At 72.9% G+C, this 15,129-nt stretch carries 14 protein-coding genes; 4 read left to right on the forward strand and 10 right to left on the reverse strand.

Going from position 1 to position 15,129, the window contains the following annotated elements; all coding sequences use genetic code 11:
- Positions 1-63: 63 nt before the first annotated feature.
- The 4 genes from BA175_RS18045 to BA175_RS18060 all read right to left on the reverse strand — a co-directional run bounded on the left by BA175_RS18045 (position 64) and on the right by BA175_RS18060 (position 3,194).
- The gene (locus BA175_RS18045) at positions 64-543 is read right to left on the reverse strand and encodes a DUF5304 domain-containing protein (protein WP_069172463.1); all 480 of its coding nucleotides are present in this window, start codon (positions 541-543) and stop codon (positions 64-66) included.
- A gap of 80 nt (positions 544-623) precedes the next feature.
- Entirely contained in the window at positions 624-1,805 is a 1,182-nt protein-coding gene (locus BA175_RS18050) for an ArsA family ATPase (RefSeq protein ID WP_069172464.1), read from the reverse strand.
- 4 nt (positions 1,806-1,809) lie between these two features.
- Positions 1,810-2,259: an SRPBCC family protein gene (locus tag BA175_RS18055; protein WP_069172465.1), complete on the reverse strand. Its 450-nt coding sequence runs from the start codon at positions 2,257-2,259 to the stop codon at positions 1,810-1,812.
- 119 nt (positions 2,260-2,378) lie between these two features.
- Positions 2,379-3,194 carry a metallophosphoesterase family protein gene (locus BA175_RS18060; RefSeq protein WP_107407593.1) on the reverse strand — a complete coding sequence of 272 codons (816 nt, stop codon included), beginning with the start codon at positions 3,192-3,194 and terminating at the stop codon, positions 2,379-2,381.
- 280 nt (positions 3,195-3,474) lie between these two features.
- On the opposite strand from BA175_RS18060, the gene BA175_RS18065 reads away from it, so the two are divergent.
- Positions 3,475-5,271 carry an AMP-dependent synthetase/ligase gene (locus BA175_RS18065; protein ID WP_069172466.1) on the forward strand — a complete coding sequence of 599 codons (1,797 nt, stop codon included), beginning with the start codon at positions 3,475-3,477 and terminating at the stop codon, positions 5,269-5,271.
- A gap of 93 nt (positions 5,272-5,364) precedes the next feature.
- Here the strand turns inward: BA175_RS18065 and BA175_RS18070 are convergent, their stop codons facing one another.
- On the reverse strand, positions 5,365-6,507 hold the full coding sequence (locus BA175_RS18070) for a glycosyltransferase family 4 protein (protein ID WP_069172467.1): 1,143 nt from the start codon (positions 6,505-6,507) through the stop codon (positions 5,365-5,367).
- 77 nt (positions 6,508-6,584) lie between these two features.
- On the opposite strand from BA175_RS18070, the gene BA175_RS18075 reads away from it, so the two are divergent.
- Complete coding sequence (locus tag BA175_RS18075; RefSeq protein ID WP_069173096.1) at positions 6,585-7,853, forward strand: glycosyltransferase family 87 protein; 1,269 nt, start codon at positions 6,585-6,587, stop codon at positions 7,851-7,853.
- Here the strand turns inward: BA175_RS18075 and BA175_RS18080 are convergent.
- The 4 genes from BA175_RS18080 to BA175_RS18095 form a co-directional block, all read right to left on the reverse strand.
- Complete coding sequence (locus BA175_RS18080) at positions 7,810-9,063, reverse strand: hypothetical protein (protein WP_069172468.1); 1,254 nt, start codon at positions 9,061-9,063, stop codon at positions 7,810-7,812. The two genes, BA175_RS18075 and BA175_RS18080, sit on opposite strands and share 44 nt — an antisense overlap.
- A gap of 174 nt (positions 9,064-9,237) precedes the next feature.
- Positions 9,238-10,266, reverse strand: coding sequence for a C40 family peptidase (locus tag BA175_RS18085; RefSeq protein ID WP_069173097.1), 1,029 nt, complete (start codon positions 10,264-10,266; stop codon positions 9,238-9,240).
- Between the two features lie 446 nt (positions 10,267-10,712).
- Positions 10,713-12,074: an NYN domain-containing protein gene (locus BA175_RS18090; protein ID WP_175420863.1), complete on the reverse strand. Its 1,362-nt coding sequence runs from the start codon at positions 12,072-12,074 to the stop codon at positions 10,713-10,715.
- Between the two features lie 37 nt (positions 12,075-12,111).
- Complete coding sequence (locus BA175_RS18095; RefSeq protein ID WP_069172470.1) at positions 12,112-12,354, reverse strand: hypothetical protein; 243 nt, start codon at positions 12,352-12,354, stop codon at positions 12,112-12,114.
- 168 nt (positions 12,355-12,522) lie between these two features.
- On the opposite strand from BA175_RS18095, the gene BA175_RS18100 reads away from it, so the two are divergent.
- Positions 12,523-13,293 (forward strand): rhomboid family intramembrane serine protease, encoded by a 771-nt coding sequence (locus tag BA175_RS18100; protein WP_254667910.1) that lies wholly within the window; start codon positions 12,523-12,525, stop codon positions 13,291-13,293.
- On the forward strand, positions 13,290-13,571 hold the full coding sequence (locus tag BA175_RS18105) for an Lrp/AsnC family transcriptional regulator (protein WP_069172472.1): 282 nt from the start codon (positions 13,290-13,292) through the stop codon (positions 13,569-13,571). Before BA175_RS18100 ends, BA175_RS18105 begins: the two co-directional genes overlap by 4 nt.
- A 91-nt stretch (positions 13,572-13,662) precedes the next feature.
- On the opposite strand, the gene BA175_RS18110 is transcribed toward BA175_RS18105, so the two are convergent.
- The gene (locus BA175_RS18110; protein ID WP_069172473.1) at positions 13,663-15,039 is read right to left on the reverse strand and encodes an aminotransferase class V-fold PLP-dependent enzyme; all 1,377 of its coding nucleotides are present in this window, start codon (positions 15,037-15,039) and stop codon (positions 13,663-13,665) included.
- Between the last annotated feature and the right edge of the window lie 90 nt (positions 15,040-15,129).

The raw sequence follows: 15,129 nt of genomic DNA on the forward strand, positions 1-15,129 counted from the left end.
CGTGACCGATCCGCCTGCGGGTCGTTGCGCGACTCCCGCCCACCCTGAAGGGCGGGACAGCCCTCAGTCCAGATCGATGGGTTCGCTGCCGCCGGGGCCCTCGTCGCGCGGGTCCGAGGGGTCTTCGGCCGGCTTCTTCGCGGGTCCGGAGGCGGCCGTGGTCCCCGAGGCGCCCTCGGTGCCCTTGGTCCAGCGGCTTTCCTGACCCTCGACGGCGGATCGGTAGGCGGCCAGGAGTTCGCTGCCCGCGGCGGCGAGGTGGTCGAAGACGTCGGGGTTGCGCTCGATGACGGGCTCGACCGCCGACCTGGCCTGGCGGATCACCTGCTGGACGGTGCCCTGGGCGGCCATGCCGAGCAGGGGGTTCTGCAGCGAGGAGACCTTGTCGGCCACCGCGTCGATCAGTTTGCGGAACTCTTCGGCCGCGGTTCCCGGCTGCGGTCCGTGGTGGGCCCGCCTACGGGCCTTCTCCGCCTCCAGGTCCTCGGCGCAGGCCTCCGCCCACGCGTCGTCGTCGGCGGGACGATCGGTGGCTTCACTCATGGCGGACTCCTGCGACGCGGTTGCCGGCGTGACCGTGCGGGCCACATACCACCGACGTTACCCGAACGGTGGTGGGCCGTTCATCGTGACCGCGGCCAGAGCGCCGGGTCGGGCGTGAACCGGACGCGAAGGACGCCGCCGGCCAGCGCGGCGCCGGAGACGGTGCAGCGGCGCAGCGCCGACTCCAGGCGCACGGTCCGGTGGAACGGGCCTGCCCCGATGAGCAGTTCGTCGCCCCGCCGGACGAGCCGCAGGTCCTGCTTGACGGCCCCGGGCAGCGGCAGGCACCAGGCGAGGACACCGTCGCCGTCGTCCTCCGTCCACCAGGGGCCGCCGGCGGGGCCCGGTTCCCGGTCGTCGGGCGCCGGGACGCCCTCCCGGAGGGCGAGCTCGTCCAGGGTCCGCGGGTCGTGGCCGAGGTGGGCGGCCTCGTGCACGGGGGTGCCCGGCGCCCACTCCTGACGCCAGTGGTCCAGGCACTTCTCCTGCTGGGCGGCGAGCCCGGCGAACCAGGGGTCGGACGAGTGCCCGGGCAGCACTCGGTTGGCCACGACCGCGTCGACGCGCAGTCCGTGCAGCGCGAGTCCCGTGCGGGCGGCGCGCAGGGCGTCCCCGGCGGCGGGTCCCGGTTCCGCGACCAGCCGCACGGTCGTCGCGGTGTCGCCGATCAGGGACTCGACCGCGGCCAGTTCGGCGTCCTTGCGGGCGGCGGCCTCGTACAGCCACTGGGCGGGCATGGGGACCCCGGCGACCTGCGCGAGCAGCGGCCGCAGCGCGCGGGCCGCCTGCCGTTCCCGGGGCAGCAGGCGGCGCAGGTAGCGGCGCAGCTGCCCGGGCAGCGCGAGGAGGGCGAGGGCCTCGGTCAGCGGGGGGAGGTCGACGACGAGGGTCTCGTAGCCGCGCTGCGACCAGTCGCCCTCGGCGGCCCGGCGCAGGATGTGCAGGACGGCGAGCCGGTCACTGCCGGGCAGTTCGGTGAGTTCCTCGCCGTCCAGCCGGTTGGCGCCCAGCAGGTCGAGTACGCCCGAGGCCCGGTCCTGGAGGGCGAGGAGTTCGTCCCGGAAGTGCCCGGCGGAGTCGGTACGGGCGAAGTCGAGCCGCTCCGTGACCTCCGCGGGGCCGGGGCCCGCCGGGAAGCCGGGTACGGCGTCGGCGGAGACGAGGAGGGTGCGCCGGCCGGTACGGGCCGAGGCCAGGGCGGTCGCCGCCGCGACGGTGGTACGGCCCGCGCCGCCGGGTCCGGTGACCAGGACCGTACGCACGCGGTCAGGCCTTCGGGACGGATTCGACGCGCTTCTTCAGTCCGGCCAGGGCGCGGTCGATGATGACCTTCTCGGCCTTGCGCTTGATCATGCCGAGCAGGGGGATCTTGACGTCCACGGCGAGTCGGTAGGTGACCTCGGTGCGGTCACCGGTGCCGAGGGGCGCCAGGGCGTAACTCCCGTCGAGGGCGCGCAGCATCTGGGACTTGACGAGGGTCCAGCTGACCTCGTACTCGCCGTTCCAGGTGTAGGAGAGGACGTGGTCGTCCTTGATGGCACCGGCGTCCAGCACGAGCCGGACCTGCTCGGCGCGGCCCCGGTCGTCGGTGGCGAGGATCTCGGCCTCCTTCACCTCGCCGGTCCACTCCGGGTAGCGGGCGAAGTCGGCGATCACTCCCATGACGTCGGTCGGTGCCGCCTCGATCGTGATGCTCGAGCTGGTGTGTTCAGCCATCGCCGTGGCCCTCCAGTGCGGTGTACCGGTCGCGTTCGGCAGAGGCCTGCCGTGTGCAGGTTATCGCGTGCCCGGCGGCGCTCCGGCCATGCCCCGGCACGCGGCCGGTACCGGGCCGCTCACCATTCCAGGGCCCAGGGCCGCCCGGTCGAGGCGAAGTGGCCGACGTTCACGCACTCGGTGACGCCGATCCGCATCCGCCGGACCAGCGGCTGGTGGACATGGCCGAACAGCGCGTACCGGGGGCGGGTGCGGTGGATGGCGTCCAGCAGCGCGCGGCTGCCCCGCTCGAAGCGGCGGGCCACGGTGTCGTACGTCAGCTCCGGGACGTCCGGCGGGATGTGCGAGCACAGGACGTCGACGGGTCCGAGCGCCTCCACCTTGGCCGCGTACTCCTCGTCGCCGATCTCGTACGGGGTGTTCATCGGGGTCCTGAGACCCCCGCCGACGAACCCGAAGACGCGCCCGCCGATCTCCACGCGCTCCCCGTCGAGCACGGTGGTGCCCGGTCCCGCGTACTCGGGCCAGAGCGCGGGCACGTCGACGTTGCCGTAGGTGGCGTACGTGGGGTCGGGCAGGGCGGCGAACATCTCGGCGTACTGCTTGCGGACGCCGTCGAGGATCGCGCTGTCGCGGTCCCGGCCCGCCCACAGGGCGCGGCCGAACGCGCGCGCCTCCTCGAAGCGGCGGGCGGTGCGCAGGGCCACGATGCGGTCCGCGTTCTCCACCCCGAACAGGTCGGGGAAGATACCGCGCGAGTGGTCGGCGTAGTCGAGGAAGAGCACCAGGTCGCCCAGGCAGATCAGGGCGTCCGCGCCGTCGCCTGCGCGGGCCAGCGCCCGGGTGTTCCCGTGCACGTCGCTGACCACGTGCACACGCGTCCGCCTGGTCAGGGGGGTCGTGGTGGTGCGGCTGTCCGGTCCGGTGCCTCGCATGGCGCTCAGCCTAGATCCCGGCGGCTCCCGGTGGGTAGAGGCCCCGGACCTGCGGTTACTTCCCGGCCGTCAGGGGGGTGCACTACTGTGCGCTGCGTGACCGCCCGTATGTGTGATGCATAAGACATCTGGCCGGAACCCCCTATCGGGAACCGAGTACCGGTGGGTAACGTCCGGGCAGTCCACTCGTGCTCACCCCACCGAGCACCTGCCAGTCTTGGACCGCATCCGGCGCGTCGCACAGAGCCGTGGAACCGGAGCCCGATGAGGAGCAGCAGTCTTGCGCGAGTTCAGCCTTCCGGCCCTGTACGAGGTCCCGACGGACGGCAACCTGACGGATCTCATCCGCCGCAACGCCGCTCAGCATCCCGACGTCGCGGTGATGAGCCGGAAGGTGGCGGGCGTCTGGACGGACGTCACGGCCACCCGGTTCCTGGCTGAGGTCGAGGACGCCGCCAAGGGCCTGATCGCGGCGGGCATCGAGCCCGGCGACCGGGTCGCGCTCATCTCCCGCACCCGCTTCGAGTGGGTGCTGCTGGACTTCGCCATCTGGAGCGCCGGCGCGGTCACCGTGCCGGTGTACGAGACCAGCTCCCCCGAACAGGTCCAGTGGATACTGGGCGACTCGGGCGCGGTGGCGGTCGTCGTCGAGAGCGACGGCCACGCCGGGTCGGTCGCCTCCGTGCGCGACCGGCTGCCCGCCCTGCGGCACGTGTGGCAGATCGACAAGGGCGCGGTGGCCGAGTTGACGGCCTCGGGCGCCGGGGTCTCCGACGAGACGCTGGGCCTGCGCACGGTGAGCGCGAAGGCGGACGACCCGGCCACCGTCGTCTACACCTCGGGCACCACCGGGCGTCCCAAGGGCTGCGTGCTGACACACCGCAGCTTCTTCGCGGAGTGCGGCAACGTGGTGGAGCGGCTGAAGCCCCTCTTCCGCACCGGCGAGTGCTCCGTCCTGCTCTTCCTGCCCGCAGCCCACGTCTTCGGACGGCTGGTCGAGGTCGCCTCCGTGATGGCCCCGATCAGGCTCGGCTGTGTGCCGGACATCAAGAACCTCACCGAGGAACTGGCCTCGTTCCGCCCGACGCTGATCCTGGGTGTCCCGCGGGTCTTCGAGAAGGTCTACAACTCGGCGCGCGCCAAGGCCCAGGCCGACGGCAAGGGCCGGATCTTCGACCGTGCGGCGGACACGGCGATCGCGTACAGCCGCGCGCTGGGCACGCCCCAGGGCCCGTCGTTCGGCCTGAGGATGACGCACAGGCTCTTCGACAAGCTGGTGTACAGCAAGCTGCGCGCGGTGCTCGGCGGCCGCGGCGAGTACGCGATCTCCGGCGGTGCGCCGCTGGGCGAGCGGCTCGGGCACTTCTTCCGCGGCATCGGCTTCACGGTGCTCGAGGGCTACGGTCTCACCGAGACGTGCGCGGCCACGGCGTTCAACCCGTGGGACCGCCAGAAGATCGGTACGGTCGGCCAGCCGCTGCCCGGCTCCGTGGTGCGGATCGCCGACGACGGCGAGGTGCTGCTGCACGGCGAGCACCTGTTCACCGGCTACTGGGGGAACGAGGCGGCGACGGCCGAGGCGCTGGCCGACGGCTGGTTCCACACCGGCGACATCGGCACGCTCGACGAGGACGGCTACCTCGCGATCACCGGGCGCAAGAAGGAGATCATCGTCACCGCGGGCGGCAAGAACGTCGCCCCGGCCGTGATCGAGGACCGGATCCGCGCCCACGCCCTCGTCGCCGAGTGCATGGTGGTCGGCGACGGACGGCCGTTCGTGGGCGCTCTGGTCACCCTGGACGAGGAGTTCCTCTCCCGCTGGGCCGAGGAGAACGGCAAGCCGCCCGGCTCGACGGCGGCGTCGCTGCGCGAGGACGCCGACCTGCTGGCCGAGGTGCAGCGGGCGGTGGACGAGGGCAACGCGGCGGTGTCCAAGGCCGAGTCGGTACGCAAGTTCCGCGTCCTGTCCTCGCAGTTCACCGAGGAGGCGGGCCACATCACGCCGTCGCTGAAGCTGAAGCGCAACGTGGTGGCGAAGGACTTCGCGGACGAGGTCGAGTCGCTCTACCGCGGCTGAGTCCGTACGACGAGGAGGGGCCCGCACACCGGTGTGCGGGCCCCTCCTCGTCGCAGGAGCCCTCCTCGCCGTGCGGGCTCCCCCGTCGTGCGCTCAGAGCAGCGTCCTCAGTTCCTCGGCGAGCAGGTCCCAGCGCCACTTCTCCTCGACCCAGGCCCTGCCCCGCTCCCCCATCCGGCGGCGCAGCTCCGGGTCGCCGAGCAGGGTGACGATCCGGTCGGCGCACTCCTCGGCCGAGCCGCCCCGCACCACCCACCCGGTCTCGCCGTCGAGTACGGCGTCGGGCGCTCCGCCCGAGTCGCCCGCCACCACCGGCAGGCCGGTCGCGGACGCCTCCAGGTAGACGATCCCCAGGCCCTCGACGTCGAGGCCGCCGCGCCGGGTACGGCAGGGCATGGCGAAGACGTCCCCGGCCCCGTAGTGCGCGGGCAGTTCCTCCCAGGGCACCGGCCCGGTGAAGCGCACCGATTCCGAGACACCGGTCTCGGCGGCCAGCTTCTCCAGCTGCCGGGCGTACGGGCCGCCGCCGACGATCAGCAGGACGGCGTCCGGCTCCCGCGCCAGGACGGCGGGCATGGCGAGGATGAGGGTGTCCTGGCCCTTGCGCGGGACGAGCCGCGAGACGCACACGACGACCGGCCGGTCGGTGAGCCCGAGCCGGGCCCTGACCCGGTCCCCGCCGGAGGCCGGGTGGAAGGTCTTCTCGTCGACCCCCGGCGGCAGGCGCACCATGCGGGCGGCGGCCTGCGCGGTGAGCGCGGGGGCGATCCTGGAGCGGGTGTACTCGCCGAGGTAGGTGAGGGTGTCCGTGCCCTCGCCGATGCGCCGCAGCAGCCGGCGTGACGCGGGCAGCTGGGCCCAGCCGGCCTCGTGCCCGTGCGTGGTGGCCACGATCCGGCGTGCTCCGGCCCTGCGCAGCGCCGGTGCCATCAGCCCGAGCGGGGCGGCGGCGCCGAACCACACGGAGGAGCAGCCGTGCGCGCGCAGCAGCCCGACGGCCTGCCGGGTCACCCGTGGGGTGGGCAGCAGCATGGTCGTACGGTCGCGTACGACGGTGAAGGGCTGTTCGGCGTCGAAGGCTGCGGTGGCCTCGGCACCCTCGGCACCGCGTTTCCAGGTGGAGGCGTAGACGACGAGCCGGCCGGGGTCCAGTCGCAGCGCCATGTTGTGCAGGAAGGCCTGGATACCGCCGGGGCGGGGCGGGAAGTCGTTCGTCACGATCAGGGTCTTGTCCATCGCCGCCGACAGTACCGGGCGGCCCGACGGCCCTGCCTGACGGCTCCCGCCCGGGTGGGATGCGCATCATGTCCTGCATGACGGTCAGGACGGGGACGAGCGGCCGGGGTGCGGCCCTCGTCGTATGGGGCATCACCCGGGCGGTGCTGCTGCTCTGTGTTTTCAAGGTGTCCGGCGCCTTCACGGTGCCGGGTCCGGACGTCACCAGTGACGTCTCGGGGATCTACCGGGGCTGGTACGAGGTCCTGCGCTCCGGTACGTACCCCCTGGACGACGTCACCTGGCAGTACCCGCCCGCCGCGGCGCTCGCGATCCTCTCCCCCGCGCTGCTGCCCTTCCTGGAGTACGCCGCCGCCTTCTTCGTGCTCGTCCTGGTGTGTGACGCGCTGACGTTCGGGCTCCTGCTGTACGCGGCCGGGCGCCCCGGTACGCGCGGCGCGGGCGCCTGGATGTGGGTGGTGGGCGTACCGCTGCTCGGTCCGACCGTGTACGCGCGGTACGACCTGATGGTGACGGCCGTGGCGGTGGCGGCGCTGCTGGCCGGGGTACGCCACCCCCGGGTGATGGGCGCGCTGGCGGCGTTCGGCGCGCTGCTGAAGGTGTGGCCGGTGCTGGTGCTGGCGGGCACGGCCCGGGGACGGGCGACACGGCGGGCCTGGGTGGCGGCCGCGGTGACGGCCGGGGTGCTGGCCCTCGCCGCCTCGGCGGCGCTCCCCGGGGCGTTCGCGTTCCTGACGTTCCAGCGGGACCGGGGGCTGGAGGTCGAGTCGCTGGGGGCGCTGGTCTTCCACGGGGCGCGGCAGTTCGGCTGGGAGGGCCGGGTGGAACTGCGCTACGGCTCGATGGAGTTCGCCGGGCCGAACGTGGCGCTGGTGAGCACGCTGACCCTGGCACTGAGCGTGCTCGGCTTCGGCTGGCTCCTGCTGTGGCGTCTGCGGGCCCGCGTGTTCGCGGTGCACACCACGGCGGACGCGGCGTTCACCGCGGTGCTGCTGTTCACGGTGACGAGCCGCGTCATCAGCCCGCAGTACATGGTGTGGCTGGTCGGGCTCGGCGCGGTGTGCCTGGTGTTCCGGGGCAGCCGGATGGTGCTCCCCGCCCGCCTGGTCCTGGTGGCCACCGGTGTGACCCTGCTGGAGTTCCCGCTGGGCTTCGCGCAGGTGGTGGCCAGCGACGCGTGGGGGGTGGCGCTGATGGCCGTACGCAACGGTCTGCTGGTCGCTGCGACGGTCACCGCCGGGTGGCGGCTGTGGCGGGAGACCGTGCCGAGGACCGGGCAGGGGCACGGGGAGGCGGAGGGGATCAGCCGAGCCGGGCGCGCAGATACGCGCGCCAGCGCGCCGTGAAGTCCTCGGGGGTCGTGCTCAGCTCCGAGTGCAGGGCCTTCTCCACCGCCCCGTCCCGCCCGGAATGGCCGCCCACGGCCCGGTAGAAGGCGAGGAGCCCCTCCTCGCCCCAGTCCTGCGCGATCAGCGCGCAGGCGAGCCAGCCGCCCTCGTACGCCCTCGCCAGCTCCGCCGGGTCCTCGCCGAAACCGAAGTCCTCGTCCGCCGGCAGCGCCGCGGGCAGCTCGCCGCTCCGGACCGCCTCGGCCAGCTCGGGGGCGATCTCCCGGGCGGTGCGGCCTTCCTCGCGGTAGGCGGCCCAGTCGGCGAAGCCCTCGGACAGCCAGACGGGGGTGGCGGCGGTGGTGGCGGCCCGGGTCGCCACGTGCGTCGTCTCGTGAGTGAGGACGACCCGCTGCCCGAACTCGCCGAGCATCCCGTACGCCTGCGGGTTGACGACGACCCGGTCCGCGGGCGTCCGGCCGCTGTTGCCGACCTCACCCGTGGTGACGGCCGCTATGCCCCGGTAGCTCGCCGCGGGCGATCCCAGGAGCGCCGCCATGTCCTCCACGGACCTGGGGACGAGCACCACCACCCGCCGGGCCCAGGGATCCGGCCAGGCCGCGGATACGGCCGGCACGGCCCGGTCCGCGGTGGCGGCGATCCTCCGGAGCTCCTCGCCGCTCCGGCCGACCCCGAGGACGAGGCTGCGCGTGCCCCGGACGACCTCGACGTCGCCCTGCTGCCAGAGCAGCCCGGGGGCGTCCTCACCGGGCCGGTCCGCGGCGATGTACCAGGACCCGCCCCCGCCCCGGCGGACCAGCTCCACCGTCCTGGAGGCGGACATGGGGGCGCTGTCGTACCCCTTGATCCGGTAGCGGAGCTCGACGTCCGCGGTGGCCCGGTCCGCGCCCCGGCCGGTCACGTCCTTCACCTCGTACGTCCAGGACTCCAGCGGTACGTCGGCCAGGTTGGCCAGCTCGGTGCGCTGGGCCGCCCGGAAGGACACGGCCCGGGGGTCGGTCCCCGCCAGGTACCCCTCGGGGTCGTGGTCCATGACCGCGGCGGCACGCCGGTCCAGGGCCTCGCCGACCTCCTGGGCGGTGAGTCCCGGGGCCGGCTCCCGGGGCGCGGCGCAGGCCGACGTGAGGAGCAGCCCGGCGAGCACGGCGCCCGCCGCGCTCCGGGTGCGGGTACGCCCCCGCCGCGCGTCCTGCGTTCGAACAGTCATCCAGCCGATCGTACGGTCGGAAGCGGGTGGCCGAGGAGACGGGCGGCGGGCCGAGGGGCCAGGGCCCACCGGTGCGCGGAGGGGCGGGACGCGGACGACGGCGCCCCGCCGGCGACCTGTGGTCTCCGGCGGGGCGGGCGTCGGTGCGGGGGCGGCTGTTCGCCCGTTCGGGCGTCAGCTGATGCGTACGCCGAACTGGAAGGAGCCGAGGTACTCCATCGCCTCGTACCGGACGTTCTTCCCCGGGTACGGGGCGTGCAGGACCTGGTTGTTGCCGGCGTAGATGCCGACGTGCGAGGTGCTGCTGAAGAAGACCAGGTCGCCCGGCTTAAGCGCGCTGCGGCCGATCCGCACGCCGTCGTTGGCCTGCGTGTAGGTCGTGCGGGTGATCTGGACACCGGCCTGGGCGTAGGCCCACTGGGTCAGACCCGAGCAGTCGTACGAGTTGGGGCCCGTGCCTCCGCGGAAGTACGGCTTGCCTATCTGCGTGGCGGCGGCCTGGAGGGCGGCGGCTCCGCGGCCGGACGCGGGGGCCTCGTTGCCGAGCTCGACCCGGTCGCTGGCGGCACGGCTGGCGCGCTGGTCGTCCTCGGCCATCTTGGCGCGCTCGGCGGCGGTGAGGGTGTTCAGCAGCTGGCGGGCGTCGGTCAGCTTGACCTGGTACTTCTTCTTGTTCTCGGTCAGCGTCTTGCGGACCTCGGCGAGGTCGTCGAGCTTGCCCTGGGCTTCCAGGCGCTGCTGCGCGAGCGTGCGCTGCTTGGCCTGGATCTTCTGGAGCGACTGGGCCTGCTTGGCCGTCAGCTGGTCGAGCGCGGAGGCCTGCTCCAGGAAGTCGTCCGGGTCCGAGGAGAGCAGCAGCTGGACGGACGGGTCGAGGCCCCCGGAGCGGTACTGCGCCGTGGCGAGCGAACCCAGTTCACCGCGCAGGGTGTTGAGCTCCTCCTGCCCGCGGGCCACCTTGTCCTGCAGCGCGTCGACCTGCTTCTTGAGCTTGTCCTGCTTCTCCTTGGCGCCGTTGGCCTTCTCGTTGACGATCTCGGCCTCGTGGTAAAGCTTGTCGACCTTCGCCTTGACCTCGCTCTTGGTCGGCTTGGGGTCGGCGTGAGCAGCCTGGGAAGTCAGGGCCACGGCAGCAGCGGCGGTCGCGGTGAGCACGGTCACGCGGGCGCGGCTCGGCTGCTTGGGACGGCGGTGGGACCCCACGAAGGCGAGCTCCTTCTTCCTCGGGCCGCCTACCGGGGTATGGGGGGAGAAGAAATCCCCGGCTCCGTGCACGTCACGGACTCGGCGGTTCCTTCGCCGTCACCCCGAATGGGCGATCAACCGTGCGAAGGTTCGAGGCCTGACCTTAGTGACCATCTTGTGATCAGTTCAAATCCTCGCAAGAAAAATCTCGTCACACCATGCACATCTTTACTTTCATCACACGGCGTGTGACCGGGAATTGACGGTACGTTCCCCGAAAACCGACAAGGCACCCATACCGTCGATGAGACCCAAGGCCCGCCACGGGCCGTCCCGGTGGATCGGCGCGCACCATAGGACGCGGCGCGTCGCACGGCGGAGGGCCGTCGCACACGGGATGCACAGGGACGTACCGGCCACGCGGCGAGCCGCCGTCACGCGCCCGCCGGGAGTCGCGGGAGCCCTCAGACGCGCGAAAGGCGCTTCAGGAGCAGTGCGGACGCCACCGGCCTGGCGCCCGCCTTCGCCACTCCGTCGGCCACTTCCCGGTCGGTCGAGACCACCACGACGGGCCTGCCCGGCGGTTCGGCACGCGCCAGTTGCCTGATGAGCTCGTCGGCGGTGACACCCGCCTTGCTGAACAGCACCCGCACCCCGCGCGGCGGGGCGAGCAGGACCGGGGCGGCGAGCTCGGCCCCGTCGAACACGCAGGTCATCTCCGCCCCCGTCTGCGCCGCGAGGAGCGAGAGTCCGCCCAGGAGCCGCAACCGCTGCTTCTCCAGGGGCATCTGCGGATAACCGGTCTTCGTGACGTTGTAGCCGTCGACGATCAGATGCGCCTGCGGCAGGGCCAGCAACTGGTCCAGCAGGGCCGGATCGGTCTCCGAAAGAGCCCTGGCCGCAATGTCCTTCGGCGACATCCGGCCCGGCTCCACCGCCTCGACGCCGTCCGCCGGGCGGATCGAGGAGGGCGGCAGGGCCAGTTCGCGTCGGAGCCCCTGGGCGGCGTCCAGCACGGTGTCCAGGAGCAGCCGCAGCCGCATGTCCTCGACCGAGCGCCCCTCCCTGGCCGCCCTGCGGCTCGCCTCGACGGAGGCCTCCGCCTCGGCCAGCCGCGCCTTGAGGCGCCGGGACTCGCTCTCGGCTGCGGAGACCTGCGCCGCGGCCTCGGCGCGCACCGCGTCGGTCTCGGCCGCGTTCTTGCGCAGCGCCGCCTCACCGCGCTTCACCTCGCTGAGCGCACTGCGCAGTTTGCGGTGCAGGGAGTCGGCCTCCTTGCGGGTGGCGTCCAGCTCCGCGCGCAGCCGTTCGGTCTCGGTCCTGGTCCGGACCCGGGCCCGGCCGAGTTCCTCGCGGAGCCTGTCCAGTTCACGCCGGGTCTCCTCGCCCACGCGCTCGGCGCCGGCCCGCTGGACCTCCTCGCCGGCGGCGGCCACCAGCTTGACCCAGCCGGGCGGGCGCAGCACGTAGGCCGCGGCGGCCACGTCGACGGGATCGGCCGCCGCGGGCGGCGCGCCGCTCTCCAGGGCGCCGGCCAGCTCCGCCTGGTTCCGGCCGACCCACTCGGCAATGCGCCGGCGGAAGACGGGGTCGCTCTCCAGGGCGGCCGCCATGGCGTTCCCCGCGAACTTCACCCGCCGGGTCGGGGTGAAACGGGCGTACTGGCGCAGCTGCGCCGGGAGTTCGGTGACGGTCAGCCCGCCGAAGGCGTCCGAGACCAGCGTCACGACCTTTCGGCGCACGTCCTCGGGCAGCGGACGGTCGAGCGACTCCGCGTCGCCGTCGGCCGCGCCGGCCGGTTCGGCGCCGCCTGTCGGCTGCTCCACCATCCATCACCCCAACATGTCTGTCGGCACGGCCCCGTCAGGAGTCGGCACCCGGCTTCGCGACCAGCTCGATCTGGTCGACCGCGTTGCACCAACGGCAGCGCACCGACTCGATGGTCTCACTGACCACCTCGCGTTCCTCGACACTCGGCTCCCCGGCCAGGTCGAGATGCACGTACTCCACGACCTTCGAGGAGCGCGTCACGTCGAAACGGGTGAGGTTGCCGCAGAGCGTGCAGCGCCAGCGGGTCCCGTCCGTCGGCAGGGGAACCGTCGTCATCGTTGCGTCCTCTTTCGTCGTTCGTCGCGTCTTCTTGCGTACCGGGCTTCGGTCTCGCGGTGCGTCGTCGAACTGCGATGTCCTGCGGCAACCCTACGGCCTTGTGGATACCCTTCAATACGGCGAGGCGGTCTGTCCCGTTCTTCGCCGGTGCGTCATGCTCTGTACGTGAGCGATTGGCGGCATGTCGACTGGCGGAAGCGGGCCACGGAATGCGCGGCGGCGGCCGCGGCCGGCAGCGGACCCGTGACCTACGGGCTCATCGCGCTGTGCAGCGCCGTCTTCCTGGTCAGCCCGCTCTCCGGGTTCAATCCCACCTACGGCGGCGGCCCGGACGCCCTGCTCGCCGCCCAGGCCGGGTACTTCGAACGGTGGGGCGTCATCCCCAGCGAACTGCGCGACGGGTCCGCCCACGCCGCGCTCACCCCGCTGACCGCGCTCTTCGTCCACGGCAGCTGGCTGCACCTGCTGGGCAACATGCTCTTCCTGTACGTGTTCGGCGCGATGGCCGAGGAGCGCATGGGCCGCCTCGAGTTCGCCTTCTTCTACCTCTGCTGCGGCTACTTCGCCCTGGTGGTCTACGCGGTCGTGCACTCCGGCTCGGACCAGACCCTGGTGGGCGCGTCGGGAGCGATCTCGGCGGTCCTGGGCGCGTTCCTCTATCTCTTCCCCAGGGCCCGGGTCACCAGCCTCTTCCCGTTCCTGTTCTTCCTGCCGCTGCGGTTCCCCGCCTGGATCGTGCTGGTGTTCTGGTTCGTCCTGCAGTGGCTGGCCGCCCAGGGGGCCGGCAGCGGTCCCGGCGTGGCCTACCTCGCCCACGTGGCGGGCTTCGCCGCGGGGTTCCTCTACGCCTGGGGACGCTACCGGGGCAGGGCTCCGGGGGGAGGCTCTAGAGTGAGGTCTCCAGCCACGGCCACCGAGGGAGAAAGCCAGCCGTGATCACCGCGATCGTGCTCATCAAAACCAGCGTGGACCGGATTCCCGAGATCGCCGAGGCCATCGCCGCGCTGGACAGTGTCAGCGAGGTCTTCTCGGTCACCGGGACGTACGACCTGATCGCCATGGTCCGGGTGACCCGGCACGACGACCTGGCCGACGTCATCCCCGGCCGCATCAGCAAGATCCCGGGCGTCGAGGGCACCGACACCCACGTCGCCTTCCGTACGTACTCGCAGCACGACCTCGAGGCGGCCTTCGCCATCGGCCTCGACGCCTGAGGTCCGGCCCCGGCCGCAGGACGTACGGCTCCGGCGGGGAACGGCACCCGCTCCCCGTTCCCCGCCGAAGACGTGCCGCGTACCCGGCCGCTCAGGCCTGGGCCGTGCCCCGGTCCGGGACGCAACGGCCGTCCTCCGTGCGGTAGGTCCAGCGGGCGCCCGCACCCACCAGCTCCCGGACCGCGCCCAGGAACCGGTCGATGTGCTCGTCCGGCGTCCCGGCCCCGAAGCTCACCCGGACGGCGTTGAGGGACCTCTCCCCCGGCTCGCCGTCCGGCGCGCCGCACTCACCCGGATCCCGCGCCTCGGCGCCCAGCAGGGTACGCACGAGCGGGTGCGCGCAGAACAGCCCGTCCCGCACACCGATGCCGTACTCCGCGGAGAGCGCGGCGGCGAAGTGCGAGCTGTTCCATCCCTCGACGACGAACGAGATGACGCCCACCCTCGGGGCGTCGTCGCCGAACAGCGAGAGCACCCGCACCTCGGGGACCGCGGCCAGGCCCTCACGGACCCGGGTCACCAGCTGCTGCTCACGCGCGACCAGCCCGTCGAACCCGGCCTCGGTCAGCGCCCTGCAGGCCGCCGCGATCGAGTAGACGCCGATGACGTTGGGCGACCCGGCCTCGTGCCGCGCCGCGGTGGTGTGCCACTGGACGTCCACGCCGCCGTCGCTCCGACGGGCGACCGTGCGGGAGGCCCCGCCGCCCGCGAGGTACGGCTCCGCGTCCCGCAGCCAGTCGGCCCGTCCGGCGAGCACGCCCGAACCGAACGGCGCGTACAGCTTGTGCCCGGAGAGGGCGACCCAGTCGACGTCCAGCGCGGCGATGTCCACCGGGTGGTGGGGTGCCAGCTGCGCCGCGTCGAGCACGATCCGCGCGCCGTGGGCGCGGGCGGTGGCGGCCAGTTCCCGCACCGGCCACAGCTCACCGGTGACGTTGGAGGCTCCCGTCACGCAGACCAGCGCCGGGCCCTGGGAGGCGCGGCCGGCGAGCGCCCGCTCCAGCGTCGCCACCGCCTGGGCCGGGGTGCGCGGGGCGTCGAGGTACGTCACCGGGGCGTCCCGCCAGGGCAGCAGGGAGGCGTGGTGCTCGGTCTCGAACACGAACACCTGGCAGTCGGCGGGCAGCACGGCGGCCAGCAGGTTGAGGGAGTCCGTCGTGGACCGGGTGAAGACCACCTGGTCGTCCGCACGGCAGCCGAGGAAGTCCGCCACGGCGGCCCTGCTGCTCTCGAAGAGGTCGGTGGAGAGCTGGGAGAGGTAGCCCGCGCCGCGGTGCACGCTGCCGTAGTACGGCGCGTAGGCGGCGACGTCGTCCCACACCCGCTGGAGCGCCGGAGCGCTCGCGGCGTAGTCGAGGGCGGCATAGGCGACGTTCCCGCCGGTCACGAGCGGAACGGTGACGTCCGCGCCCAGGACCGGCAGCGGGGCACACACGGACGGGTCGACGGCAGCGGTGGGGACAGACATGGCGAACTCCCGTAACAGGCAGGCGACATCCTCGTGCGGCGGTCCGGAGACGCGCGGCGGCACGGGGAAGGAAAGAAGAAAGGTGTGCGG

Origin of the sequence: Streptomyces griseus, assembly GCF_001715295.1 — a bacterium.
In the GTDB taxonomy this organism is placed as follows: Bacteria; Actinomycetota; Actinomycetes; order Streptomycetales; family Streptomycetaceae; genus Streptomyces; species Streptomyces griseus_G.